This window comes from Cellulomonas sp. ICMP 17802 (assembly GCF_041295535.1).
Lineage (GTDB): Bacteria > Actinomycetota > Actinomycetes > Actinomycetales > Cellulomonadaceae > Cellulomonas.
Window position 1 is genome coordinate 1 of record NZ_JBGFQZ010000002.1, and the last position, 23,769, is coordinate 23,769.

General features: G+C 74.3%; 24 protein-coding genes and 2 riboswitches. Of the genes, 13 read left to right on the forward strand and 11 right to left on the reverse strand.

Going from position 1 to position 23,769, the window contains the following annotated elements:
* Nucleotides 1-83 precede the first annotated feature (83 nt).
* The gene (locus tag AB5970_RS03575; RefSeq protein WP_370502537.1) at nt 84-1,319 is read right to left on the reverse strand and encodes an ABC transporter substrate-binding protein; all 1,236 of its coding nucleotides are present in this window, start codon (nt 1,317-1,319) and stop codon (nt 84-86) included.
* A gap of 89 nt (nt 1,320-1,408) precedes the next feature.
* Between AB5970_RS03575 and AB5970_RS03580 the strand changes: the two genes are divergently transcribed.
* Nucleotides 1,409-2,404 carry a LacI family DNA-binding transcriptional regulator gene (locus AB5970_RS03580; RefSeq protein ID WP_370502837.1) on the forward strand — a complete coding sequence of 332 codons (996 nt, stop codon included), beginning with the start codon at nt 1,409-1,411 and terminating at the stop codon, nt 2,402-2,404.
* Between the two features lie 193 nt (nt 2,405-2,597).
* Here AB5970_RS03580 and AB5970_RS03585 read toward each other — a convergent pair whose 3' ends face one another.
* From AB5970_RS03585 to AB5970_RS03595, 3 genes are read right to left on the reverse strand one after another with little or no spacing between them, the layout of a single operon-like run.
* Nucleotides 2,598-3,332, reverse strand: coding sequence for a phosphatase PAP2 family protein (locus tag AB5970_RS03585; protein ID WP_370502538.1), 735 nt, complete (start codon nt 3,330-3,332; stop codon nt 2,598-2,600).
* Nucleotides 3,332-4,006: a phosphatase PAP2 family protein gene (locus tag AB5970_RS03590; protein ID WP_370502539.1), complete on the reverse strand. Its 675-nt coding sequence runs from the start codon at nt 4,004-4,006 to the stop codon at nt 3,332-3,334. Before AB5970_RS03590 ends, AB5970_RS03585 begins: the two co-directional genes overlap by 1 nt.
* Before the next feature lie 44 nt (nt 4,007-4,050).
* Nucleotides 4,051-4,926 carry a L,D-transpeptidase gene (locus tag AB5970_RS03595; protein ID WP_370502540.1) on the reverse strand — a complete coding sequence of 292 codons (876 nt, stop codon included), beginning with the start codon at nt 4,924-4,926 and terminating at the stop codon, nt 4,051-4,053.
* A 141-nt stretch (nt 4,927-5,067) separates the two neighbouring features.
* Nucleotides 5,068-5,184: riboswitch (SAM riboswitch) on the forward strand.
* A 212-nt stretch (nt 5,185-5,396) separates the two neighbouring features.
* Here AB5970_RS03595 and AB5970_RS03600 point away from each other — a divergent pair.
* From AB5970_RS03600 to AB5970_RS03630, 7 genes are all read left to right on the forward strand, one after another.
* A complete protein-coding gene (locus AB5970_RS03600) occupies nt 5,397-6,503 on the forward strand; it encodes an LLM class flavin-dependent oxidoreductase (RefSeq protein ID WP_370502541.1) in 1,107 nt (368 codons plus the stop codon).
* A 1-nt stretch (nt 6,504) separates the two neighbouring features.
* A complete protein-coding gene (locus AB5970_RS03605; RefSeq protein WP_370502542.1) occupies nt 6,505-7,104 on the forward strand; it encodes a GNAT family N-acetyltransferase in 600 nt (199 codons plus the stop codon).
* Between the two features lie 2 nt (nt 7,105-7,106).
* Nucleotides 7,107-8,156 carry an amino acid ABC transporter permease gene (locus AB5970_RS03610; RefSeq protein WP_370502543.1) on the forward strand — a complete coding sequence of 350 codons (1,050 nt, stop codon included), beginning with the start codon at nt 7,107-7,109 and terminating at the stop codon, nt 8,154-8,156.
* Nucleotides 8,156-8,923 carry an amino acid ABC transporter ATP-binding protein gene (locus AB5970_RS03615; RefSeq protein WP_370502544.1) on the forward strand — a complete coding sequence of 256 codons (768 nt, stop codon included), beginning with the start codon at nt 8,156-8,158 and terminating at the stop codon, nt 8,921-8,923. The genes AB5970_RS03610 and AB5970_RS03615 overlap by 1 nt, the downstream gene beginning before the upstream one ends.
* Nucleotides 8,924-9,005: 82 nt before the next feature.
* Nucleotides 9,006-10,004, forward strand: coding sequence for an ABC transporter substrate-binding protein (locus AB5970_RS03620; protein ID WP_370502545.1), 999 nt, complete (start codon nt 9,006-9,008; stop codon nt 10,002-10,004).
* A gap of 100 nt (nt 10,005-10,104) precedes the next feature.
* Nucleotides 10,105-11,220, forward strand: coding sequence for an FAD-dependent oxidoreductase (locus tag AB5970_RS03625; RefSeq protein ID WP_370502546.1), 1,116 nt, complete (start codon nt 10,105-10,107; stop codon nt 11,218-11,220).
* Nucleotides 11,217-12,422: an LLM class flavin-dependent oxidoreductase gene (locus AB5970_RS03630; protein ID WP_370502547.1), complete on the forward strand. Its 1,206-nt coding sequence runs from the start codon at nt 11,217-11,219 to the stop codon at nt 12,420-12,422. Before AB5970_RS03625 ends, AB5970_RS03630 begins: the two co-directional genes overlap by 4 nt.
* 346 nt (nt 12,423-12,768) lie before the next feature.
* On the opposite strand, the gene AB5970_RS03635 is transcribed toward AB5970_RS03630, so the two are convergent.
* Both AB5970_RS03635 and AB5970_RS03640 read right to left on the reverse strand, forming a co-directional pair.
* The gene (locus AB5970_RS03635; RefSeq protein ID WP_370502548.1) at nt 12,769-13,314 is read right to left on the reverse strand and encodes a flavin reductase family protein; all 546 of its coding nucleotides are present in this window, start codon (nt 13,312-13,314) and stop codon (nt 12,769-12,771) included.
* Nucleotides 13,311-13,838, reverse strand: a complete 528-nt coding sequence (locus AB5970_RS03640; protein WP_370502549.1) for an NADPH-dependent FMN reductase — start codon at nt 13,836-13,838, stop codon at nt 13,311-13,313. The genes AB5970_RS03635 and AB5970_RS03640 overlap by 4 nt, the downstream gene beginning before the upstream one ends.
* Nucleotides 13,839-13,854: 16 nt before the next feature.
* A riboswitch (SAM riboswitch) is annotated at nt 13,855-13,963 on the reverse strand.
* A gap of 174 nt (nt 13,964-14,137) precedes the next feature.
* Here AB5970_RS03640 and AB5970_RS03645 point away from each other — a divergent pair.
* The 4 genes from AB5970_RS03645 to AB5970_RS03660 all read left to right on the forward strand — a co-directional run bounded on the left by AB5970_RS03645 (nt 14,138) and on the right by AB5970_RS03660 (nt 18,739).
* A complete protein-coding gene (locus AB5970_RS03645) occupies nt 14,138-14,524 on the forward strand; it encodes a YciI family protein (RefSeq protein ID WP_370502838.1) in 387 nt (128 codons plus the stop codon).
* Nucleotides 14,525-14,561: 37 nt separating this feature from the next.
* A complete protein-coding gene (locus AB5970_RS03650; protein ID WP_370502839.1) occupies nt 14,562-15,743 on the forward strand; it encodes an RNA polymerase sigma factor in 1,182 nt (393 codons plus the stop codon).
* A gap of 166 nt (nt 15,744-15,909) precedes the next feature.
* Nucleotides 15,910-17,799: an AAA family ATPase gene (locus AB5970_RS03655; RefSeq protein WP_370502550.1), complete on the forward strand. Its 1,890-nt coding sequence runs from the start codon at nt 15,910-15,912 to the stop codon at nt 17,797-17,799.
* A gap of 10 nt (nt 17,800-17,809) precedes the next feature.
* Nucleotides 17,810-18,739, forward strand: a complete 930-nt coding sequence (locus AB5970_RS03660) for an Fpg/Nei family DNA glycosylase (protein WP_370502551.1) — start codon at nt 17,810-17,812, stop codon at nt 18,737-18,739.
* Nucleotides 18,740-18,748: 9 nt separating this feature from the next.
* Here AB5970_RS03660 and AB5970_RS03665 read toward each other — a convergent pair whose 3' ends face one another.
* Together AB5970_RS03665 and AB5970_RS03670 are read right to left on the reverse strand one after the other, a co-directional pair.
* Nucleotides 18,749-19,567: a hypothetical protein gene (locus tag AB5970_RS03665; protein ID WP_370502552.1), complete on the reverse strand. Its 819-nt coding sequence runs from the start codon at nt 19,565-19,567 to the stop codon at nt 18,749-18,751.
* Nucleotides 19,564-20,205: a DUF1684 domain-containing protein gene (locus tag AB5970_RS03670; protein ID WP_370502553.1), complete on the reverse strand. Its 642-nt coding sequence runs from the start codon at nt 20,203-20,205 to the stop codon at nt 19,564-19,566. The genes AB5970_RS03665 and AB5970_RS03670 overlap by 4 nt, the downstream gene beginning before the upstream one ends.
* 66 nt (nt 20,206-20,271) lie before the next feature.
* Between AB5970_RS03670 and AB5970_RS03675 the strand changes: the two genes are divergently transcribed.
* The gene (locus tag AB5970_RS03675) at nt 20,272-21,219 is read left to right on the forward strand and encodes an LLM class F420-dependent oxidoreductase (protein ID WP_370502554.1); all 948 of its coding nucleotides are present in this window, start codon (nt 20,272-20,274) and stop codon (nt 21,217-21,219) included.
* Between the two features lie 6 nt (nt 21,220-21,225).
* Here the strand turns inward: AB5970_RS03675 and AB5970_RS03680 are convergent, their stop codons facing one another.
* From AB5970_RS03680 to AB5970_RS03690, 3 genes are all read right to left on the reverse strand, one after another.
* Nucleotides 21,226-22,395 carry a glycosyltransferase 87 family protein gene (locus AB5970_RS03680; RefSeq protein WP_370502555.1) on the reverse strand — a complete coding sequence of 390 codons (1,170 nt, stop codon included), beginning with the start codon at nt 22,393-22,395 and terminating at the stop codon, nt 21,226-21,228.
* Nucleotides 22,396-22,610: 215 nt separating this feature from the next.
* Nucleotides 22,611-23,234, reverse strand: coding sequence for a LytR C-terminal domain-containing protein (locus tag AB5970_RS03685; RefSeq protein WP_370502556.1), 624 nt, complete (start codon nt 23,232-23,234; stop codon nt 22,611-22,613).
* Nucleotides 23,231-23,527 (reverse strand): type II toxin-antitoxin system VapB family antitoxin, encoded by a 297-nt coding sequence (locus AB5970_RS03690; RefSeq protein ID WP_370502557.1) that lies wholly within the window; start codon nt 23,525-23,527, stop codon nt 23,231-23,233. Before AB5970_RS03690 ends, AB5970_RS03685 begins: the two co-directional genes overlap by 4 nt.
* Nucleotides 23,528-23,769 lie beyond the last annotated feature (242 nt).

Here is a 23,769-nt window from a genome sequence, read left to right on the forward strand (position 1 = left end):
GGGGGGGGGGGGGGGGGGGGGGGGGGGGGGGGGGGGGGGGGGGGGGGGGGGGGCCCCCCCCCCCCCCCCCCCCGGCCGGGTCGTCAGGAGCTGGCGAGCTTCTGGTCCAGAGCGGCGGCCGCCTGCTCCGGCGTCACCGTGCCCTGCACCATCTGCTGGATCTGCGCGACGGCCTCGACGTTGAGCACGTCCTCCGAGCGCGTCCAGGCGATCATCGGCAGGTACACGTTGCCGGCGCGGACGTCCTCCACGATGGCGTCGAGCGAAGGGTCCACGGTCGGCTGGAAGTCCGACGTGACCGTGATGTCGGCCGAGAGCTTCTGGAACGCCTCGACGCCCTGCGCGCTGACCAGGAACTCGAGGAACGTCTTGGCCTGCTCGATCTTGTCCGACTGGGCGTTGATGGCGTAGCCGGGGCTCGCCGCACCAGCGAGGTAGGGGTCGCCGTCGGGCGCGGCCGGGATCGGGGCGATGGCGAACTTCATGTCCGGCGCCGCCTCCTTGAGCGGCGTGACGTTCCACGGGCCGGACGTGATCATCGCGACGCGGCCGTTGGCGAACTCGTCGAACACCTGGTCGCCGGTCAGGCCGACCGTGTTCGGGTCGCCCAGCCCCTCGGCGTAGAGGCGGTTGAACTGGGTGAGCGGCTCGGTCCACTCGTCCTTGAACGTCGACGTGCCGTCGAAGATGGCCTTGTCCATGCCGAAGCCCTCGGCCGCGTTCTTGGCGCCGACGAACGACGACACGATGGTCGGCATCTGCGAGAGGTCCTCGAGGTACGGGGTGATGCCCGCGTCCTTGAGCTGCTGGCAGAGGTCCAGGAACTCGTCCCACGTGGTCGGGACGCCGTCGGCGCCCACCTGGGCCAGGAGCTCCTCGTTGTACATGATCCCGGCGCCCCAGGTGGACGTCGAGGCGCCGTACACCGCGTCGCCCGAGCTGTAGGTCTTCTGGTTGAACTCCGGGATGGTGGACATCCACGGCTCGCCGGACAGGTCGACCACGTGCTTGCCCTCGATGAGGTTGGTCTTGTTCTCCGCCGCGATGACGAAGACGTCCGGTGCGGTGTTGGACAGCACGCGCGTCTGCAGGGCCTGGATGTACTCGGCGACCGGCGGCGCGTAGGAGACCTTGACCTTGATGTCGGGGTGCTCCTTCTCGAACTCCGCCACGACGGGGGCCATCACCTCCTCGCCGCTCCAGGACAGGAACGTGAGGGCATCGCTGTCGCCGCCGGACCCGCCGCTGCAGGCGGTCGCGGTCAGGGCGAGGGTCGCGACGGCCGTCAGGGCCGCGGCGATCCGGGAGCGTCGCTTCATCGGGAGGTCTCCTCGATCGGTGGGGTGAGTCGGGTGGTGCCTGGCACACCGCGGGCGTCGCGGGGCACCAAGATGGGGGGGTGGTCACCATGGACGACGTCGCCAAGGCCGCAGGCGTGTCCAAGATCACCGTGTCGAACGTGGTCAACGGCAGGAACCGGGTGGGGGCGCCGACGCGGCTGCGCGTGCTGCAGGCGATCGACGAGCTGGGCTACGAGGTCAACCTCGCGGCGCGCTACCTGCGCGTGGGCCGCACCGGCGCCATCGGGCTGCTGGTGCCCGAGCTCGAGCGGCCGTACTTCGGCCAGCTCGCGCGCCGCCTGGCCGACCGGGTGGAGAGCCACGGCATGCACCTCGCCGTGGAGCGCACCGGCGCCCTGCGCGAGCGGCAGCTCAGCTCGGTGGCCAAGGAGCGCGTGCAGCTCTACGACGGCGTGGTGCTCAGCGTGACCGGCCTGACCCCGGACGACCTGCGCCGCATCGAGCTCGGCCGGCCCGCGCTGCTGATCGGCGAGCGCGACGTCCCGGCGACCTTCGACCACGTGCTGATGGACAACGTCGGCGGCGCCAGGCTCGCGGTCGGGCACCTGCTCGCGAGCGGCGCGCGGCACGTCGCCATGGTGGGCGGGACGCTGGGCCGCGCCGAGCGCGACGTCGTGACCCTGCGCACCGAGGGCTGGCGCACGGCGCACGAGGACGCCGGCGTCGCGGCCGACCCCGCCCTCGTGGTCGAGCTGGACGAGCTCGACATGGGCGCCGCCCGCGACGCGGTGCAGCGGCTGCTGACCGAGCGGCCCGAGGTCGACGGCATCCTGGCCATCACGGACGTGGTCGGCTTCGGGGTGCTCCGCGGCCTGGCGGACGTGGGCCGGTCGGTGCCGGGCGACGTGCAGGTGGTCGGCTTCGACAACGTCGACGAGGGCGAGTTCTCCGTGCCCCGGCTCTCGTCCGTCGAGCCCGACAACGACGCGATGGCCGACGCGATCGTCGAGCTCCTGCTGCGCCGCATCGGCTCCCCGGACCCCGTGGAGCCGCAGGTCGTCATGCCCGTGCCGCGCCTGGTGCTGCGCGAGAGCACGCGCTGAGATCGGTCGTCGCCCCATCGCGCACCTCCGCCCGGCTCGTCGTCGAACCCTGATGGTGTATCGATACATCACCCGGTAGGCAACGATTAAGCACAGGTCGGGACGGATCGGTCAAGACCTCGAGATCACGGTTTGTTAACGCTCACATCGCGCCGCCCGAGGGCTGGGCCGGCCACGCGCGGTGCCGGGCGGATCAGTGCTGGTCGACGCGGGCGCGCTCGGCCCCCGTGCCGACGCCGGCCCCGGAGACGTCCCGGCGCAGGTAGTTCCAGGCGAGGAACGCGCAGACCAGCCCGTTGAGGGCGCCCATCGTCACGTCCGTCGGGCTGTGCATGCCGCGGTAGAGGCGGGCGGTGCCCACCGAGATCGGGACGAGCAGGCAGAGCACCGTGACCACGCCGCGCGCGACCGGGTTGCCGATCCGCTGCGCCACCATCGCGAGCGTGACGTAGAACGCGGTCGACGCACCGGTGTGCCCGCTCGGGTACGCGGAGGTGGGCGGCGAGTCGTCGAGGTGCTCGACGTCGGGGCGCTCGCGGCCCACCACGAGCGCGGCCGTCATGAAGACCAGGGCCTGCACCGCGATGGCCTGCGCCGGCACGATCGCGAGCCACCACTGCTTGGTGCGCCACCAGAACAGCGCCACGAACAGCACGCACGCGCCGATGATGAACTCGGTGGTGCCGATCCCCGACAGGACGGCCGTCACCGAGTTCAGCGCGGGCGTGCGCACCGACACGAACCACCGGTTGACCGCGCCCTCGCTCGGCAGCCCGCCCAGCGGGCCCGTGATGAGGAACCCGACGCCGACGACGACCACCCAGAGGCCGACCACCGGCAGCAGCACGCGGACGGCGAAGTCCCGCCACGCCTCCTTGCCGGTGGGGGCGGACGTGTCGAGCTCGTAGCGGTGCAGGAAGGTGTGCATCACGTCTCCGGGGCGGGGGCCGTCGCGGACCAGCCGCTGTAGCCGAGGTAGGACGCGCCCGCGAGGGCCGTCCCGAGGGCGAACCCTGCGACGACGTCGGAGGGGTAGTGCACGCCGAGCAGCACGCGGTCGAGGCCGGTGAGCAGGACGGTCGTGGCCGCGACGGCCGGGACGACGACCCGGCCGCGGCGGCCCAGCAGCGGCCAGACCAGCAGGGTGAGCGTGAGGGCCACCGCGGCGATGTTCGTCGCGTGCCCGGACGGGAAGCTGGAGCCGGGCGCGTGCTCCAGGGCGTCGTCGACCACGGGTCGCGCCCGCTGCACGAGCCCCTTCGCCCCGAGCTGCACGGCCCAGGCGGCCATGATCGTGAGGAACGCCCACAGCGCCCGGGTGGTCAGGCCGTGGCGTCGCCACACCCAGACGCAGACGAGCGTCGCGGCGAGGTTGACCCACTTCGCCTGGAAGGCCTGCTGCCAGACGATCAGCGCCTGCTCGAGGCCGGGGTGCGCCCGCGTGAAGTCCGTGGCCGCCTGGATCGCCTGCCGGTCGAGCCGCAGGACGTCCTCCACCTGCGCGCGCACGACGTAGGCGAGAACGGCGACGGGGACGGTGAACGCGAGCCCGAACGCCGCGGCGCGCAGCAGCGCACGGCGGCGGAGCGGGAGCGGTCGCATCCCCGGAGGCTAGGGGCGTCGGCGGTCGCGCGCGCGTCGAGCGGTCAGCCGACCGTCGTGACGACGGTCCCGGCGGGCGCCTGCCAGAGGAGGTCGAGGACGTCGTCGGCCACCCGCACGCACCCGTTCGACACCTCACCCCTGCCCCGCAGCGTCGTGGTGTGGATCGCCGTGGCGGACGTGTGGGTCACCTTGTCGTAGTCGTCCATCGTCTCGCTCTGGGTCGAGAGCAGCAGCACGCGCGGCGTCGTGGTGCCGGGCTCCAGCCAGTGCGTGCCGACGAGGAACGCGGGGACGTGCGGGGTCGGCTTGTCGGGGCTGCCGGTCGCCGTGGTGGGGAACACCCGCGTCGCCGTGCCGTCGTCGACCGTGATGGTCTGCGCCGCCGTGTCCACCTGGACGGTCCAGCTGGTGCCGGCGGCCTCGGTGTCGGCGGAGTCGATCCAGGCGCTGCGGCCGTTGACCTGCGCCGGGTCCTGGCTGGGCAGCGCCCCGCGGGTGGCGAGCATGACCCGAAGCCAGCGCCCGTGCCGGTCGATCACCGGCAGCGTGGTGCGGACCTCGAGCGTGAGGACGGGGACGACGGCGACGGCGGCCCCGGCGGGGGCCACGCGCGCGGCGGTGTCGCGCACCACGACGGCGGTCTGCCACCGGCCCAGTGCCGGGTCGTCGCTCGCGCGCGGGCCGAGCCCGTCCGTGCCGGGCAGGCCGGGGACGACGTGCAGCGGATCGGTCACCGGCAGCGCGGCGAGGTCCGCCGGCGGCGGCGCGGGGACGGCCGGCGGGGCGGCCTTCGCCACCGGGACGGGGGGTGCCACGACGACGGGGGCGGCCGGCGCCCCGGCCGGCGCGGGTGCGCACGCCCCGGTCACGACCAGGACCGCGGCCGCGAGGAGGGCCGTCAGCGTCGTTCGTGCCACCGTGCCCCCTCTCGTCCCGAGAGGTCATCGTGCGCCGCGGCACGTGATCCGGCAAAGCGCCCGCGTGTCGGGACACAGGTCTCACGATGTGGTCGGGTGTTTGACGCCTCCGCGGCGCCGATCTAAATTCCCTACCAATAAGGTCAAGATTTCCAGTGCGAAGCCCCGGCTAGCTGGATGGCAACCCTCCGCATGGCGGGGTGCCCCGGGTGAGGACCTGGTCGCGGTGGCTCCAGCCGCCGTCGACAACATGCGAGCCCCGACGACCGTCGGGACGAAGGGACGGACCATGGACGCGACCGGGGTCTCCACCCGCTCGATGCTGACGCGTTCCTGTCCGGCCCTCTGTCGCCGCTGACCGGCTGACCCACCCCTCCGCACGCCCCGCGACCGGGGCGCGCGACGCGTACCCCGAAGCGCTCGGCGCTCGGTGAGGCGCGCCCAGAACCTGCACCCGGAACGGAACACCCATGTCTCGGCACGCCCATCTCGGCATCGACCTCAGCGACACCGGCGCCCACGCCGCCGCGTGGCGCGACCACGGCTCGCGGGGCCAGCGCCTGTTCGACGCGGCCCGCCTGCTCGAGCTCGTCACCGTCGCCCAGCGCGGCGCGCTCGACTTCGTGGTGTTCGACGACGACTTCGCGCTGCACCCGAGCCGCAGCACCACGCTGCAGGGCCGGCTCGACGCGGCCCTTGTCGCCGCGCGCCTGGCACCCCGCACCACCGGCATCGGCCTGGTGTCCACGGTCGGCACGACGCACACGGCGGCGGCCCACGTGGCCAAGGCCGTCGCGACCATCGACCACGCGAGCCACGGGCGCGCCGGCTGGCAGGTGGGCTGGGACACCCGGATCGACGACGTGCCGACCGCGGGTCCGCGCTCGTCCGCGGTGCAGTCCGCGGCTGTCGCGGCCGCCGCCGAGGCGGCCGGCGTCGTCGGCCGGCACTGGGACCGGTGGGACGAGAGCGCCGAGGCGCCGTCGGCACGCCGCCGGTTCGTCGCGCACGACGGCGTGCACTTCGCCGCCGCGCCCCCGACCGCGGCACCCCGTCCTCCGCAGGGACGCCCGCCGGTCGTGGTGCGGGCGGACAGCCCCGCGGCCACCGAGCTGGCCGGCCGGCACGCGGACGTGGTGCGGGTGCGCGTCACGGGTCCCGACGAGGCGGCGCAGGCCCGCGCCCGGGTGCGTGCGGCGGTCGCCGCGGCCGGTCGTGACCCGCGCGACGTGCGCGTGCTGGTCGACACCCACCTCGTCGTCGGCCCGGACCGGGCGAGCGCGCAGGCCCGGCACGAGATGCTGGCCGAGCTCGAGGGCGTCGACGCCGGCACGCTGTCGTTCGTCGGCACCACCGCGGGCTTCGCGGAGCTGGTCTCCACGTGGGTGGACGACGAGATCGCCGACGGCTTCGTGGTCCGCCCGTCGTCCGTGCACACCGACCTGCCTGCGCTCGTCGACGGCGTCGTCCCGCTGCTGCGTGCGGCGGACCGGTTCCGCCTCGGGTACCCGGGCGCCACGCTGCGCGACACGCTCGGCCTCCCGCTCGCCGCCGCCCGCTACGCCGCGACGGCCTGACATGACGACCACCACCACGCTCACGGTCCGCTCCTTCGGCCTGCTCGACGACGCCGTGCGGCCGATGCTGGACGAGCTCGCGCACGAGTACCTGACCCGGTACGGCGACGACTTCACCGCCGACGACCTGCGCCAGGAGCTCGAGCGGTACCCGGCCCCGCAGTTCGCGGCGCCCGACGGCGACCTGATCCTGCTGCTCGACGACGGCGTGGCCGTCGCGGGCGGCGCGTTCCGGCTGCGCGCCGAGCCCGAGCTGGGGGACGCCGCGCTGCTCACCCGGCCGGGCACGCGCGACGCCGACGGGCTGCCGACGGTCCGGACCGCCGAGTACAAGCGCATCTGGACGAGCTCCGCGCACCGCCGCCGCGGGCTGGCCCGCCGGGTGCTGGTCGAGCTCGAGGCCCGGGCCGTCGCGGCCGGCTACCAGCGGCTGTACCTGACCACGGGTCCGCGGCAGCCCGAGGCCGCCGCGCTGTACCTGGCGACGGGGTTCACGCCGCTGTTCGACGTCGCCGCGGACCCCGTCGGGCCGCTGGCGTTCGAGAAGTGGCTCTGTACGGACGCGCCCCCGTCCCGTCCGTCTCCCACCCCCTCGGAGTGACCGTGTCCACCGCCTTCCTCCACCAGGACGAGTCCCTGGTCCTGTCCCCACCGCCCGTCCTCCCCCGCGCCGACGAGCCGCGGGTCGTCGCGGCCCGCCACCCCGGCCGCTGGGTCGCCACCGCCGTCGTCGCGGTGCTGCTCGCGATGGTCGTCAGCTCGCTGGTGACCAACCCGCGCTGGGAGTGGTCCGTCGTCTGGCAGTACCTGACCTGGCCGTCCGTCCTCGACGGGCTCTGGGGCACGCTGCGGCTCACGTTCGCGTCGGCGGTGCTCGGCTTCGGGCTCGGGGCCGTGCTCGCGCTCATGCGGCTGTCGCGCTCGCCGCTGCTGCGGTCGGTGTCGTGGGCCTACATCTGGGTGTTCCGGTCCGTGCCCCTGATCCTGCAGCTGCTGCTCTGGTACAACCTCGCGTACCTCTACCCGACCCTCACGCTCGGTGTCCCGTTCGGGCCGTCGTTCGTCGGCTTCGACACGCTCGACGTGATCGACAAGTTCGGCGCCGCGGTGCTCGGGCTGGGGCTGTCGCAGGCCGCGTACGCCGCCGAGATCGTCCGCGGCGGCATCCTCGGCGTCGACCAGGGCCAGCACGAGGCGGCCGCCGCGCTCGGGCTCCCGCGGTCCCGTCAGCAGCGTCGGATCATCCTGCCGCAGGCCATGCGCACCATCGTGCCGACGGCCGTGAACGAGATCATCGGCCTGGTCAAGGGCACGTCCGTGGTCTACGTCCTGGCCTACGGCGAGCTGTTCTACATCGTCGGCGTCATCTACGGCCGCAACCAGCGCGTGGTCCCGCTGCTCATCGTCGCGGGCATCTGGTACCTCGTCGTCACCACGGTGATCACCGTCATCCAGTACTACGTGGAGCGGCACTACGCGAAGGGCGCGCTGCGGCAGCTGCCGCCGACGCCGCTGCAGCGTGCCCGCTGGAGCGTCGGGATCGGGTGGACGCGGGTGAGCGGACGCCCGCTGCCGGCCGACCTGCCACCCGGGTACGGGCGCCAGGCGCGCAACGTGCTGGTCCGCACGAGCAGCAACGACGGAGCGCTCTGATGGCCGCCGGCCTGGTCGAGGTCCGGGGCGTGCACAAGGCCTACGGCACGCTCGAGGTGCTCGACGGCGTGGACCTCACGGTCCAGCCGGGCGAGGTGACCGTGATCCTCGGGCCGTCGGGGTCGGGCAAGTCGACCCTGCTGCGCGCCATCAACCACCTGGAGAAGGTCGACCGCGGCTCCATCTCGGTCGACGGCGACCTCATCGGCTACCGCCGCCGGTCCGACGGCGCCCTGCAGGAGCTCAAGGAGAAGGACGTCCTGGTGCAGCGGACCCGGATCGGGTTCGTCTTCCAGAACTTCAACCTGTTCCCGCACCTGACCGCGCTGGAGAACGTCGTGGAGGCGCCGGTCTCGGCGCAGAAGCGGCCGCGCGGCGAGGTCGAGGCCGAGGCGCGCGAGCTGCTCGCCCGGGTCGGGCTCTCGGACAAGGCCGACGCCTACCCCCGGCAGCTGTCCGGCGGGCAGCAGCAGCGCGTGGCGATCGCCCGGGCGCTCGCGGTCAAGCCGGCGGTCGTGCTCTTCGACGAGCCGACCTCCGCGCTCGACCCCGAGCTGGTCGGCGAGGTGCTCGACGTCATCCGCGACCTCGCGGCGACCGGCACCACCCTGATCGTCGTCACGCACGAGATCGGCTTCGCCCGGGAGGTGGCGACGAGCGTCGTCTTCATCGACGGCGGGCAGATCCTCGAGCAGGGCACGCCGAGCCAGGTGCTCGACAACCCGCAGCACCCACGCACCCGCGCCTTCCTCGACAAGGTGCTCTGACCCCCTAGTTCTTCGTCGCCCGCACCCTGCGGACGGCGTGACGAGCGCGCCCCGTGCGCTCCCGACCGAGAGAGAGACCCCCGTGACCACGACCTTCCGACGTGCTGTGAGCGCACTGGCCTTCGTGCCCCTGCTGGCGCTCGCGGCCTGCGCCGGATCGGCCTCTGCGGACAGCGACGCCGACGCCGCCGCCACCCCCGCGGCGTCCGCCGCGGGCCTCCAGATCAGCACGAGCCCCGACCAGGACCGGATCCACACGACGAAGGCGGAGGACGCCATCGCGCTGCTCCCGGCCGACGTCAAGGAGTCGGGCGTGCTCAAGGTCGCCACCACGGCCGGTGCTGCGCCGCCGCTCGGGTTCCTCGCCGACGACGAGAAGACGCCGATCGGCAACGAGACCGACATCGCCAGCCTCGTCGCCGACGCTCTCGGCCTCAAGCTCGAGCTCGAGCAGAAGGCGTGGGCCGACTGGCCGCTCGCCCTGCAGTCGGGCGACGTCGACGCGGTGATCTCCAACGTCACCGTGACCGAGGAGCGCAAGGAGCTCTACGACTTCTCGTCGTACCGCAACGACCAGCTCGGCTGGCTGACCAGCGCCTCCAGCAAGGTCAAGGAGATCAAGGAGCCCAAGGACATCGCGGGCCTCACGATCGGCGTCGGCTCCGGCACCAACCAGGAGAAGATCCTGCTGGCCTGGAACCAGGAGAACATCGACAAGGGCCTCGAGCCGATCAACGGCGGCGAGCCGGAGTACTACGAGAACTACTCCGACGTGCTCCTCGCGGTGCAGTCCGGCCGGCTCGACACCTACGTCGGTCCCAACGCCAGCCTCGCGTACAGCGCGGCGACGGCACCGGACCAGTTCAAGGTCGTCGGCACCCTCAACGGCGGCTGGCCGTTGACGGCGCAGATCGCCGTGGCCACGCTCAAGGGGTCCGACCTCGCACCGGCCGTGACGGCCGCCCTGCAGCACGCGTTCGACGACGGCACCTACGCCGAGGTCCTCGACCGCTGGGGCCTGTCGGCCGAGGCGATCGAGAAGCCCGAGACCAACCCGCCGGGTCTGCCCAAGACGAGCTGACCCCGCACAGACCGGACGCTCCCACGAGCGTTCCGCGGTGGCCGGTCGGGGTCGGGGGACGCCCGGCCGGCCACCATCCCGTCCCCCTTGGAGGTACCCCGTGCAGCTCGTCGACCACCTCGTGATCGGCGGTGGCGTGATGGGCTCGGCCGCCGCGTGGCAGCTGGCCCGCCGCGGCCGCGACGTCGTGCTGCTCGAGCGGTTCGCGCCCGGGCACGTGAACGGGGCGTCGCACGGCGCCTCGCGGATCTACCGGCAGACGTACGACCGGCCCGAGTACCTGGACCTGGCGGCCGAGGCGCTCGAGCTGTGGCGGTCGTTCGAGGGCGTGCTGACCCTGACCGGCGGCGTGAGCCACGGCGAGGCGTCGCCCGGCGTGCTCGAGGCGTTCGTCGCGCGCGGCGTCCCGCACGAGCTGCTCTCGCCGGAGGCCGCGCACGAGCGTTGGCCGGGGCTGCGGTTCGAGGGGACCGTGCTGCACGAGACGCGGACCGCCGGCCGCCTGCATGCCGACCGGGCCGTCGCCGCCCTGCAGTCCGCGGCGGCCGCGCTGGGCGCCGACGTGCGGCACGGCGTGCAGGTCCTCTCGGTGACGGCGGCCGGCGACGGCGTGCTCGTCGAGAGCTCCGACGGGCCGCTGCACGCCCGCAGCGCCGTCCTGGCGGTCGGCGCATGGACCTCCGTGCTGCTCGGCCGCGGGGCGCCCCCACTCGTCGTCACGCAGGAGCAGCCCGCCCACTTCGCGCCGCTGGTCGGGGCGCCCTCCGTCGACGCCTGGCCGAGCTTCACGCACCGGCCGCTCGGCGACCACCCGTGGCCCAGTGGCACCTACGGGCTGGGCACCCCGGGCGAGGGCATCAAGGTCGGGTTCCACGCCGTCGGGCCGGTGACCGACCCCGACCGCCGCTCGTTCACGGCCGAGCCCACGCAGCTCGCGCTGCTGCAGGAGTACGCCGCGCAGTGGCTGCCGGGCGTCGACCCGACCGTGCCGCACCCGATCTCGTGCACCTACACGACGACCCCCGACCACGACTTCGTCCTGGACCGCCGCGGACCGCTCGTGGTCGCCGCCGGGTTCTCCGGCCACGGCTTCAAGTTCGCGCCCGCGATCGGCCGGGTGCTCGCCGACCTCGCCGTGGAACCCGTCGACGACCCCGTCTCGGCGTCGCACGCCGCCTTCCACCTGTCCCGCCCCGCCCTGCAGGAGACCCGATGACCCGCCGTGCCGTGCCCCTGTCCGTGCTCGACCTCGCCCCCGTGCCCGCCGGCAGCACCGGCGCGGCGGCCCTGCGGTCGGCCGTCGACCGGGCGCAGCGGCTCGAGCGGCTGGGCTACCGGCGCGTCTGGTTCGCCGAGCACCACCTCGCGCCCGGCGTGGCCTCCGCGGCGCCGGGCGTGCTGGCCGCGCTCGCGGCGTCCGCGACGTCGACCATCCGCGTGGGGTCCGCCGCCGTGCTGCTGGGCACCACCAGCCCGGCGGTCGCGGCCGAGCAGTTCGGGACGGTCGCGGCGCTGCACCCCGGCCGCGTGGACCTCGGGCTCGGGCGTGCGTCGTTCCCGCCGCCCGGCAAGGACGCGAGCGCCGCACCCGACGCCTCGGCCCCGGGGAACGGACGGGTGCCGGCGTCGGCGACCGAGGCCCGGGTGGTCGACGGCCTCCTCGTGCCGGCCGCGCCGCCGTTCACGTTCGCCGACCCGGACCTGCGCGCGCGGTTCGTCGCGCAGCAGCAGTTCCTCTCCGCGGGCCGCACCCCGGAACCGTTCCGGGACGAGCTGTCCACGGTCCTCGCGCTGCAGGCCGGGACCGCGCGCGCCGGCGACCGGTCCGTCACCAGCCCGGCCGTCGAGGGCTCCGACCTGGCCCTGTGGGTGCTGGCGTCGAGCGCGGGGGAGAGCGCCCGCGTGGCCGGCGAGCTGGGCCTGCCGCTCGCGGCGAACTACCACGTGAGCCCGGCGACCGTGCTGGAGACGGTCGCCGCCTATCGCGCGGCCTTCACGCCGGGCGTGCTCGACCGGCCGTACGTCGTGGTGTCCGCCGACGTGCTCGTCGCCGACACGCAGGCCCGGGCGGACGAGCTGGCGGACCCGTTCGCCGAGTGGGTGCTCTCGATCCGCAGCGGCGCGAGCGCCATCCCGTACCCGCGGCCGGGGACGACGACGCCGTGGGAGCTGCGCGGCGAGGACGAGCGCGCGTTGCTGCGCGACCGGCTCGACACGAGGATCGTCGGCGACCCGTCGACGGTCGTGCGCGGGCTCGACGCCGTGGTCCGGGCGACCGGTGCCGACGAGCTGCTGGTCACCACCATCACGCACGACCCCGCCGACACGGCCCGCTCGGACGAGCTCCTCGCGCGCGCCTGGGGCCTCGCGGCCGCCGGCGAGCTGGTGGGCGCCTCCGCGGCGTCGGGCTCCCGCTGACCCACCCGCAACGTCCGCACTCCGGCGGGTCCTGACCCCCACGAGTGCGGACGTTGCGCATCACCCGACCACAGTGTCCGCACTCCGGTGGGTCCTGGCCCGCACGAGTGCGGACGTTGCGCGTCGCAGGCAGTGAGGCCTCCCCGTTCGCGTCGGGGGTCGCCCGCGTCGATGCGGAGATGGATGCGAGTTTCGTGGGCTCCTGGACCACGTGTCGTGCATTCATCCCTGCATCGACGCCGGAATGCCGACCGCCGCCGCGGCCCGGCCGCTGCCCGCCGCAGCCGTGACGTCCGGACGCAGCGAGGCCCCGGTGGATCACCACCGGGGCATCGTCGCGGGTCGGTCAGACGGCCGTGTGGTCGCCGATCCGGTGGTAGGTGCGGTCGTGGTAGACGAGCGGCAGCGCCTCGTCGGCGATGCCGTGCGCCAGGGCGCGGACCGAGATCAGGTACGACCCGCCGACGGGGACGCGCTGCACGACACGGCCCCGCAGCCAGGACACCGCGCCGTCGATGACCGGCTCGCCGGTGTCGAGCGCGGCCCAGCCGCCCGCGGCGAACCGGTCGATGCCGCTCGTCGCGAACCGCGCGGACACGTCGTCCTGCGCGGCCGACAGGAAGCTGATCGCCAGCGTGCGCGCCCGCGAGAGGGCCGGCCACGAGGACGACGTCGACGCCAGCGAGAACGCCAGCAGGGGCGGCTCGGCCGACACGGAGATGACCGACGTGGCGGTGAACCCGACCGGCCGGCCCTCGTCGTCGAGCAGGGTCACCACGGCGACGCCCGCCGGGTGCCGGCGGAACACGTCCTTGTAGGCCTGCGGGCTCAGCTGCGGCTCGTCCTGCTCCGCGAGGTCGGCGTCGAGCACGCGGAGGAGCTCGGCGGTCATGCCGGGACGACCGCGAGGTCGAGGGCGGCGCGCAGCGGGGCGGCGGCGCGCTCGAGCCAGCGGTCGATCGCGGCGTCGAGGTCGGCCAGGTCGGCCTCCGTGACGGCCAGGGCGCGGGTGGGCACGGTCGCCCCGAGCTCCACCAGCAGCGGCCGCAGGTGAACCTCGCCGGCGAGCAGGTGCGCCGGGCCGCCCGAGACCACGAGCGGGACGGCGACCACCCCGGCGAGCCCGTCCGGCCCGTACAGGTCGAGGAACGACTTGAGCAGCCCGGTGTAGGTGGCCTTGTAGACGGGGGTCGCGACGACGAGCAGGCGGGCGGCCGAGACCGTCGCGAGCGCGGGATCGAGCAGGGAGCGGTCCGCCGTGAACAGCTGGTGGCCGATCGTCGCCAGGTCGACGGTGCCGACCTGCTCACCCTCGGCGAGCCGGCCGGCGACGCGGGTCGCGGCCGCGAGGGTGCGCGACTCGGGCCGAGGGTTGCCCACGAGGGCGACGACGGAGGGGGCTTGCTGCTGGACCACGGTGGAGCTCCTTCTCGCTGCACGCTTGCCGCGCCGGTCGGCACGGCCGGGTCATCTCCCGGAGCACCCCGTCGTGGAGGGGTTGCTGACCAGCGAGCCGGGGCTTCGCGCTGGTGCTCGTGACCTAGGGCGGAGTTGTAGCAACGGGTCGGCGCCCGGCAAGGGCTTCGCCGGAGAATCCCGAATGACGGACACGCCGAGAACCCGGGAGGATGCGTGTCGAGGACGGGCGGCCGGCTCCGACCCAGCAGTGAGAGAGTCCGCAGGGACGAGAGCACCGGGAGCGCATCGTGAAGTACATGCTGATGATGACGTACCACGTCGAGGGCGTCCCCCCGATCGACACCTGGGCGCCGGAGGACGTGCGGCGCCACATCCAGTTCCAGCACGACCTCGGCGCGGAGCTGGTGGCCAGCGGCGAGCTCGTCGACGGCCAGGGGCTCGCGTGGCCGGGCACGGCCAAGTTCGTCCGCAGCGACGGGGTGTCCGCGCCGGTCGTGCTCGACGGGCCGTTCCCCGAGTCGAAGGAGTTCCTGGCGGGCTACTGGATGGTCGACGTCCAGGACGAGGCGCGGGCCGTCGAGATCGCCGCGAGGGCGTCGGCGGCACCCGGGCCGGACGGCGTCCCGATCCAGCAGGTGTTCGAGGTCCGCGCGCTGATGGAGGCTCCCTCTCCTGTCGACTGACCCCGCGGACCGGACGGTCGAGAACCTGCTGCGCGAGCTGGCGCCGCAGGTCCTCGGCGTGCTGGTCCGGCGGTCGGGGGACCTGGCCGATGCCGAGGACGCCCTGCAGGAGGCCCTGCTGGCCGCCACGACACAGTGGCCGGTCGGCGGTGTCCCCGCCAACCCCCACGCGTGGCTCGTGGTGGTGGGTGACCACAAGCTGGTGGACCGGTACCGCAGCGAGGACGCGCGCCGCCGCCGCGAGGAGCTCGTCGCGACGATGGACGCGGGCGCCGAGGCCGTGCAGTCCGACGACTCGCTGCTCCTGCTCTTCGGCTGCTGCCACCCGGCGCTCAGCCCGACGTCGGCCGTGGCGCTGACGCTGCGGTCGGTCGGCGGCCTGACCACCGCGGAGATCGCGCGGGCGTTCGTGGTGCCCGAGGCGACGATGGCGCAGCGCCTCAGCCGGGCGCGCCGGACGCTGCGCGAGCTGGACGGTCCGTTCCGGATGCCGTCGGCGGCGGACTACCCCGGGCGGCTGCGCGCCGTGCTCCGGGTGCTCTACCTGATGTTCAACGAGGGCTACGCCAGCACGACGGGTGCCGCGGTGGCGCGCGCCGACCTCGCCGGCGAGGCCCTGCGGCTGACCCGCGCGCTGCACGCGAGCCTCCCCGACGACCCCGAGGTGACCGGGCTGCTCGCGCTCGTCCTGCTCACCGACGCGCGCCGGCCCGCGCGCACGGGCCCGCACGGCGAGCTGGTGCCGCTGGCGGACCAGGACCGCGGGCTGTGGGACCGGGCGATGATCGCCGAGGGGGTCGCGCTGGTCGAGGACGCCCTCGGGCGGGGTGCCGTCGGGGAGTACCAGCTGCAGGCCGCGATCGCGGCGGTGCACGACGAGGCGCCCACCGCCGACGAGACCGACTGGCCCCAGCTGCTCGCGCTGTACGGGCTGCTCGAGCGCGCGACCGGCAACCCGATGGTGACCCTCAACCGCGCGGTCGCGCTCGCCATGGTGCACGGCCCCGAGGCCGGCCTCGCGCTCCTGTCGACGCTGGACGAGCCGCTGGCCGGCCACCACCGCCTCGCCGCCGTGCGCGGGCACCTGCTGGAGCGGGCGGGCCGGCCCGCCGAGGCCGCCGACCAGCTGCTCCGCGCGTCGCGGGGGACCACCAGCCTGGCGGAGCGCGAGTACCTGCAGGTGCAGGTGGCGCGGCTGCGGCACGGGTCGGCACCCTGACGCGACGGCAGCCCGGCGCCGCGCCCGAACGGGTGAGCGTTGGACCGTTCGGGTGGTCCGATATGTCCGATGTTGCCGACTCACCCGGACGGACCCACCATGAGCAGATCGCACCTCCCGCGACGCAGCGTCGTCTGATCCCAGGCGCCGAGGGAAAGGCACGCCCGTGGCCGACGAGATCGTCTCCCCCATCCGCCGTGGCGCTCACGACATCGCGCTCGAGCGTGACCGGGTCCGCCGCCGGCGCGTCTACCGGATGTCGGCCGTCCTGTTCGCCGTCCAGGCGTACGTGATCATCACCGCGTTCATGAACCGCCCGCTGGTGCCCCCGCTGCCGACGATCGACCCGCTGATCCTCGTGCCGGTGCTGTTCTTCGCGGCCCTGCTGCTCCTGCTGGTGGCCACCCAGCTGGGCTCGGCCCGCTCGCCGCACGTGGTGTACCGGCCCGAGCAGGTGGACGTCCGGCTGGACGACGTCATCGGCATCGACCCCGTCAAGGAGGACGTGCGCCGGTCGATCGACCTGTTCCAGACGCACCGCCAGTTCGCCGAGCAGATGGGCGGCACCCCGCGGCGCGGCCTGCTGTTCGAGGGGCTGCCCGGCACCGGCAAGACGATGACCGCCAAGGCGATGGCGGCGGAGGCCGGGGTGCCGTTCCTCTTCGTGTCGGCGACGTCGTTCCAGTCGATGTACTACGGCGCGACCGCGAAGAAGATCCGCGCGTACTTCAAGGCCCTGCGCAAGGCGGCCCGCACCGAGGGCGGCGCGATCGGGTTCATCGAGGAGATCGACGCCATCGCGATCCGCCGCGGCGGCCTGTCCTCGGCCGCGACGGCCGTGAGCCCCTTCGACGCGTTCCCGGTGCCGCGGACGGTGACCAACGCCGTCATCAGCGAGGGCACCGGCGGCGTGGTCAACGAGTTGCTGGTGCAGATGCAGTCGTTCGACGAGCCCACCCCGTCGGACAAGTTCGTCAACTGGTTCCTGGCCCGCGCCAACCTGTTCCTGCCGGCGCACCGCCAGCTCAAGCAGCGCAAGCCGGGCAAGGCCCCGATCCTGCTCATCGCCGCGACCAACCGCGCCGACTCCCTCGACCCGGCGCTGCTGCGCCCGGGCCGCTTCGACCGCCGGCTCACGTTCTCGACCCCCGACGCGGGCGGCCGGCGCGCGCTGGTGGACCACTTCCTGGCCCGCCGCTCGACCGACGTCGAGCTGGACGACGTCGTCGTGCGGGACCGCATCGCCGCCGCGACCAACGGCTGGACGCCGGTGATGATCGAGCACCTGCTCGACGAGGCGCTGGTCAACGCGCTGCGGCGCGGCTCGCTCACCATGTCCTACGCGGACGTCGAGCACGCGCGCATCACCGAGATGGTCGGCATCGGCCAGCCCGTCCGGTACACGCACGCCGAGCAGGTCCTGATCGCGACGCACGAGGCCGGGCACGCGGTCACCGCGTGGCTGGCGGCGCCCAACCGCACGCTCGAGGTGCTGACGATCATCCGGCGCGGTGATGCCCTCGGGCTGCTCGCGCACACGGACTGCGAGGAGGTCTGGACGCACTCGCACTACGACCTGCGGGCGCTGGTGCAGATCGCGATGGGCGGCTGGGTGGCCGAGGAGCTCTTCTTCGGCCAGACCAGCACCGGTCCCGCCGGGGACCTGGCGTCCGCCACCCGCACCGCGGCGCAGATGGTGGGTGCCGCGGGCATGACCGGCTCGCTCATCTCGTTCGCCGCCACGCCGCACGACCTGGTGTCCGCGGTGCTCAGCGACACCCAGGCGCGCGCGCAGCTCGAGGCCGTGCTGGACGAGGCCCGCAGCACCGTGCGCCGGCTGCTGTCCCGGCACCGCCACCTGGTCGAGGCGCTGCGGGACGCACTGCTGGAGCGGCACGAGCTGCTCGGCTCGGAGATCACCGACGTGCTGGAGGCGGCCGCGCTCGCGCAGCAGCAGATGCTCGAGCACGAGGAGCACGAGAAGAGCGCGGCCGTGGCTGCGGGCGCCGCGGCGCAGGCGGCGGTCGCGGCGGCGGAGCGGCTGCGCGTGGCCTAGCCTTCGGGGCGTGCCCGAGGGTCATACCGTCCACCGCATCGCCCGCCAGCTGTCCACGGACCTGGTGGGCCGGCGGCTGGCCGTGAGCTCGCCGCAGGGCCGGTTCGCTGCCGGTGCCGGGCGCCTCGACGGGCAGGTGCTGGTGTCCGCGGACGCCGTGGGCAAGCAGCTGTTCTGCACGTTCGAGTCCGGCGACGTGCTGCGCGTGCACCTGGGCCTGTACGGCGCGTGGGACTTCTACGGGTCGCTGACGCCCCTGACCGAGGGCTCGTTCGCGGTCGGCAGCATGGGTGCGCCGCGGCTCCGGCGCGCGGTGCGCATGGGGGAGGACGAGCGCGAGGATCCTGCGGCCGAGGGCGGCCTCGTGTCGTTCCCGCCGCACCCGGTGGGGCAGGTGCGCGTGCGGCTCGCGTCGACCGAGACGGTGGCCGACCTGCGGGGCCCGTCCGCGTGCGAGGTGCTCGACCCCGGGGGTGCGGCCGCGGCGATCGAGCGGCTGGGGCCCGACCCGGCCTCGACGGACGACCTCGACCGCGCCGGCGGCGTCATGGTGGACCGGCTCACGTCGCGGAACGTCGCGGTCGGGCAGCTGCTGATGGACCAGTCGGTGGTCGCCGGCATCGGCAACATCTACCGGGCCGAGCTGCTGTTCCGGGCGCGGCTGGACCCGCACACGCCGGGCCGCCGGGTCCCCCGGGAGGTGGCCCGGGCGCTGTGGGACGACTGGGCGGTGCTGCTGGCCGACGGCATCCGCACGGGCGTGATGATCACCCGCGAGGACCTGTCCGCGGCCCAGCGCGAGAGCGCCCTGACCGACCCCGCCCTGCGCCACTGGGTCTACCACCGCACCGGCGAGCCCTGCCTGGTCAGCGGCGACCCGGTGGGGGTCGAGGAGATGGCCGGGCGCAAGCTCTACTGGTGCCCGGGCTGCCAGGTCTGAGGTCGGACGTCAGTCGAGGCCCAGCAGCGCGCGCCAGGCGCGGTGGTGCTCGACCGTGACGCCCTCGTAGCCGGCCAGCTGAGCGAACGCGTCCCGCACCCGCTCGGTCTCGGCCTCGAGGACCGCCGGCCCCTCGTCGACGAACGTGAACTGCGCGCCGCCGGCCACCTGGGCGGTGTCCGTCTCCACCCCGACCGTGAAGGGGCGCCCGGCCGCCGACGCCGCGACGACCGCGGGTGCCGCCAGCGCGATGATCCCGTCCGGTCCGCGCGCGTGGTCGCTGAACGCGACCACGCCCACCCGGCCAGCACGCGCCAGGACCGCGTCGAGCAGCGTCCCGTCGCCCCACGGCTCGTGGGCGAGCCACCACGGGGCGTCGACGCCCAGGGTGACGCCGGCCGGCAGCGCCGCGAGCACGCCGTCGAGCAGGTCCAGCCACTGCCCGCAGACCCGGGCGCGGTCGGTGGCCCAGGCGGCGGTGGCCCACGGCTCGACGTCCAGCTGCAGGCTGTCGCTCGGGCCGGCCCGCAGCGCCGTGAGGGCCCAGGTCACCGCGAGCGACGGCTGCCCGAGCCAGCCGGGGTCGCCGCCCAGGGGACCGACGGCCACGCCCGCGGCCTGGAGGGCGGTGGTCGCCGCGCCGAACCAGTCGCCCACCGGCCCCTCGTCGGCGGCCCACGGGGCCGAGAGGAACACCCGCTGCAGGGCGCGCTCCTGGCAGAAGGCCACCAGTGCCGCGGGCTCGGCCGGCGCGTAGCCGCGACCGCGGGCGTCGACGGAGGCCGGGACGGGGTTGTCCCACGCCCACATCGACGTGACGGCACTCATCGGAACACGCGTTCGCCCACGGGGATCTCCACGGTCAGGGTGTTGGCGCGGGTGGCCAGCGGGCACACCCACGCGGGGTCGTAGGCGCACGAGGGGTTGTACGCGAAGTTCAGGTCGAGCACCAGGCGGTCGCCCGCCATGCCCAGGTCGGCGCCCTTGATGGTGTCCAGCAGGTACCGACCACCGCCGTAGGTGTCGGGCGACGCGTCCTTCACCGGCACGAACAGCCCGCCGGCGTACCCGCGGAGCACCCACACCGCGAGGCTGCCCAGGTCGCCCGGCTCGACGGTGCCGATGCGCTCGAACGGCACCACGCCGTCGTTGCCCGTGCTCACGTCCAGCCGCTGCGGCGGTGCCGGGAGGACCTCGCACTCGAACCGGTACGCGGGGTCGTAGTGCGGCACCGCGAGCCCCTCGAACGACGCCTTGGCGGCGGCGTCCAGGGGCGACGACGGGTGCTCGGCCAGCAGCTCGTCGCGGCGCTGCACCCAGACGGCGTGCGCCGTGGCGGGGTCGGTCTGCGCGAGCCGCCGGACGTCGGCGTAGATCTGCGCGACGCGGCGACGCCAGTCCGCGACGGAGAACGGCTCGTCGGCGGGGTGGCGGCCGAACACGATGGCGGGGATTCCTACGCTCACCCGCCCACCGTCGCACGCCCGACCGTCCCGCCGCGAGCCGCCCCGACGTGTGTGAGGGTGGACGGCATGGATCTGCGCATCTTCACCGAGCCGCAGCAGGGGGCGTCCTACGACGACCAGCTCGCGGTGGCCAGGGCGACCGAGGACCTCGGGTTCGAGGGCTTCTTCCGGTCCGACCACTACCTCGGCTCCGGCACCGGCGACGGCCTGCCCGGCCCGACGGACTCCTGGACCACGCTGGCGGGGCTGGCGCGCGAGACCAGCCGCATCCGGCTGGGCACCCTCGTGTCGTCGGCCACGTTCCGGCACCCCGGGGTCCTCGCGATCCAGGTGGCGCAGGTGGACCAGATGTCCGGCGGGCGGGTCGAGCTGGGCCTGGGCGCGGGCTGGTTCGCGCAGGAGCACGCGGCCTACGGGATCCCGTTCCCCGAGAAGCGGTTCGACCTGCTGACCGAGCAGCTGGAGCTGATCACGGGCCTGTGGGGGACGCCGGTCGGGTCCCACTACGGGTTCGAGGGCTCGCACTACACGCTGACCAACTCGCCGGCGCTGCCCAAGCCGGTCCAGCGCTCGCCGCTCGACCCCGAGCGCGCGGGCGTCCCGGTGATCGTGGGCGGCAACGGCCCCAGGCGGACCCCGGCGCTCGCCGCGCGGTACGCCAGCGAGTTCAACATGTCCTTCCCCGCGCCGGCCGACGTCGAGGCCCGCGTGGCCACGGTGCGGGCCGCGTGCGAGGAGGCGGGCCGGGACCCGTCGAGCCTCACGTACTCGGTGGCCCAGGTGCTGTGCGCGGGTCGCGACGACGCCGAGGTGGCCCGCCGGGCGGCGGCGATCCGGCGCGACGTCACCGAGGTGCGGGCCGTCGGGTTCGCCGGCACCCCGAGCGCGGTGGTCGACCGGATCGGCTCCTACCGCGAGCTCGGCGTGACGCGCGTGTACCTGCAGGTGCTCGACCTGCACGACCTGGACCACCTGGAGCTCGTGGCGTCCGAGGTGGCGTCGCAGCTCGGGTGACCTGCGCTACGCCGCGGGTCGCGCGCTGGTGATCCGCTCCGGGCGGCGCACCGCACCGGGCTGGTCGTCCACGGGCACCGGCCTGACCAGGGCGACCACGGTGTGCACGAGCAGGACGACGAGGGCCACGTTGCGCGCGGCCAGGGTGAACGTGACCCCGGGGCCGCCGAAGATCACCTCGTTGTAGAGCCACGGGAACACCACCTGGGTGGCCCCGGCGATGCCCGCGACCAGCCACGCCGTGGTGCGCCAGCCCGGCAGCCGCAGGGCGAGCGCGACGGCGACGGGCGGGGCCAGCCAGCCCATGTACTGCGGCGAGCCCACCTTGTTGAACACGAGCATCGCGAGCGTCAGCAGCATCGCGCCGCGGACCAGCAGCTCGGTGCGCGCGATGCCGCCGGACCACATCTGCGCGCCCAGCCGCTCGCGGCGCCACCAGAGCAGCAGCGCCGACGCGCCGATGGCCACGAAGAACAACGCCCCGAGCACGTCGGCGACGCCCTGCGTCCCGGGCCCGTGGATCTCCCAGCTGACGATCGCCTGGTTGAGCACGCGCGTGATCGAGGGCACCCAGAGCCCGGCGATCAGCCACGGCGTGGCGCCCGGGGCCTCGATCTGGAGGCCGCGCTCGTCCTGCTCGGTGAGGAACGACGCGACGTGGGCGAACCCGCCGAGCGCGGCGACGGTCCCGACCACGACCACGCAGACGATCGCGGCGGGCACCACGACGCTGCGCCACGGCCGCTTGACGGCGAAGAACAGCGCGATGAGGAGCGCGCCCGGCGCGACCTTGATCCACGCCGCGGCCGTCAGCAGGGCCGAGGTGATGCGGGGGTGCCGCAGCGCGATCGCCAGGGCGACCACGACCACGGGCGCGACGACCGCGTCGAGCCGGCCCATCGCGACCGGGCCGAGCAGCACCAGGAACGCGAGCCACCACCAGGCGCCGTACGTCGTCGGCGGGTCGTCGGGGCGGTCGGGTCGCCGGACCCGCAGCAGCACCGCCAGCGCGATGCCGTCGAGCACCGTGATCATGACCGACCACGCGGGCGCGTACCCGGAGACGCCGCCCGTCCCGCCGACCGCGGCGACGAGCATCGGCACGATGGCCCCCGCCGGGTACACCCACGAGCCGGACAGCACGGGCCACTGGCCGTCGTGCAGCCCGAGCCACATCCAGTAGCGGTAGAGGTCCAGGTCCCAGAACGCCTGCTGCGGGATCAGGACGAGCCCGACGAGCGCGAGCCAGCCGTGCGCCAGGACGAAGGCGACCCAGACGGCGGCGGTGGAGTGCAGGAGTCGGCGGAGCAGGGCGACCTCCGGAGAGCGTGGCCCGACGAGGCCGGCGAGACAGCGAGACCTCAGGCTAGCCCGACTGCCTGTGCGACCGGTCAGCCGGCCGCGGGGGGCTCGGTCGCGACGGGCGCGACCACCTGGTCGAACGGGGTGCAGCCCGCCGGGGCGACGAGCGGAGCCGCCGGGTCCAGGGTCACCTGCTCGACCGGCTTGAGCTCTGCGAACTCCGCGCCGAGCGCGAGGTCCACGCTCGGGTCCGTGCGGGGGTCGAGGATCAGCACCGCGCCGTCGAGCTGGGCGGCCAGCGTGTACGCCGCCGCGACGCCGGTGGTGCCGAAGATGATGCGGGCGGTGCCGTCGTAGCGGACGGCCGCGGTCTCCTTGGCGCCGATGACGAACCCGCGCTCGGCCAGGCTCGCGGCGGTGGCCCCGGCGAGGCCGACGCGGTTGGTCGCGTTGTAGACCTTGACGGTGATCTGCCCGTACGGCACCGGGAGGGCACCGGCGGGCGGGCACGGGTACGGGTCCTGCGTCGCGGTCGGGCTGGGCTCGGCGGCGAACTCGCGCGCGAAGACCGGCAGGTTGAGGCTCCCCGTGAACACCGCCGCGGCGCCGAGCCCCGCGAGCGCGAGGGCCGCGAGCAGCACGCCGAAGATCACGGCCTGGCGCTCGTGCATGTGGCGTCGGCGCAGCTGACGACCCCGGTCCTGCTCGGTCACTTGATCACCAGCACCCGGGCGTGCAGCAGCGCGCGCTGGTGCAGCGCGGCCCGGACGGCCCGGTGCAGGCCGTCCTCGAGGTACATGACCCCGCGGTACTGGACGACGTGCGCGAACAGGTCGCCGTAGAACGTCGAGTCCTCCGCCAGCAGCGCGTCGAGGTCGAGGGTGCGCTTCGTCGTCACCAGCTCGTCCAGACGCACCTGGCGCGGCGGAACCTCGGCCCACTGCTTGGCTGTCTCGAGCCCGTGGTCCGGGTAGGGCCTGCCCTCGCCCACCGCCTTGAAGATCACGGTCGGAGTCTAGGTGACACCCGACACGCCCGTGCTCATCCCGAGGGTGGAGTCATCGCGTCAGGACCTGGTCCCTCGGCATCAGGGTTCCGTCAAGACGGCCGACGAGGGGCGCGGGCGGGCGTAGACCAGCAGGTGTCCTGCTCGTCCCCCTCGTCGGAAAGTCACTCTCATGGCCGATCTGGCCTTCCTCGCGCTGACGGTGGTCTTCTTCGCCGCCGTCGCGCTCCTCGCCCGCCGGG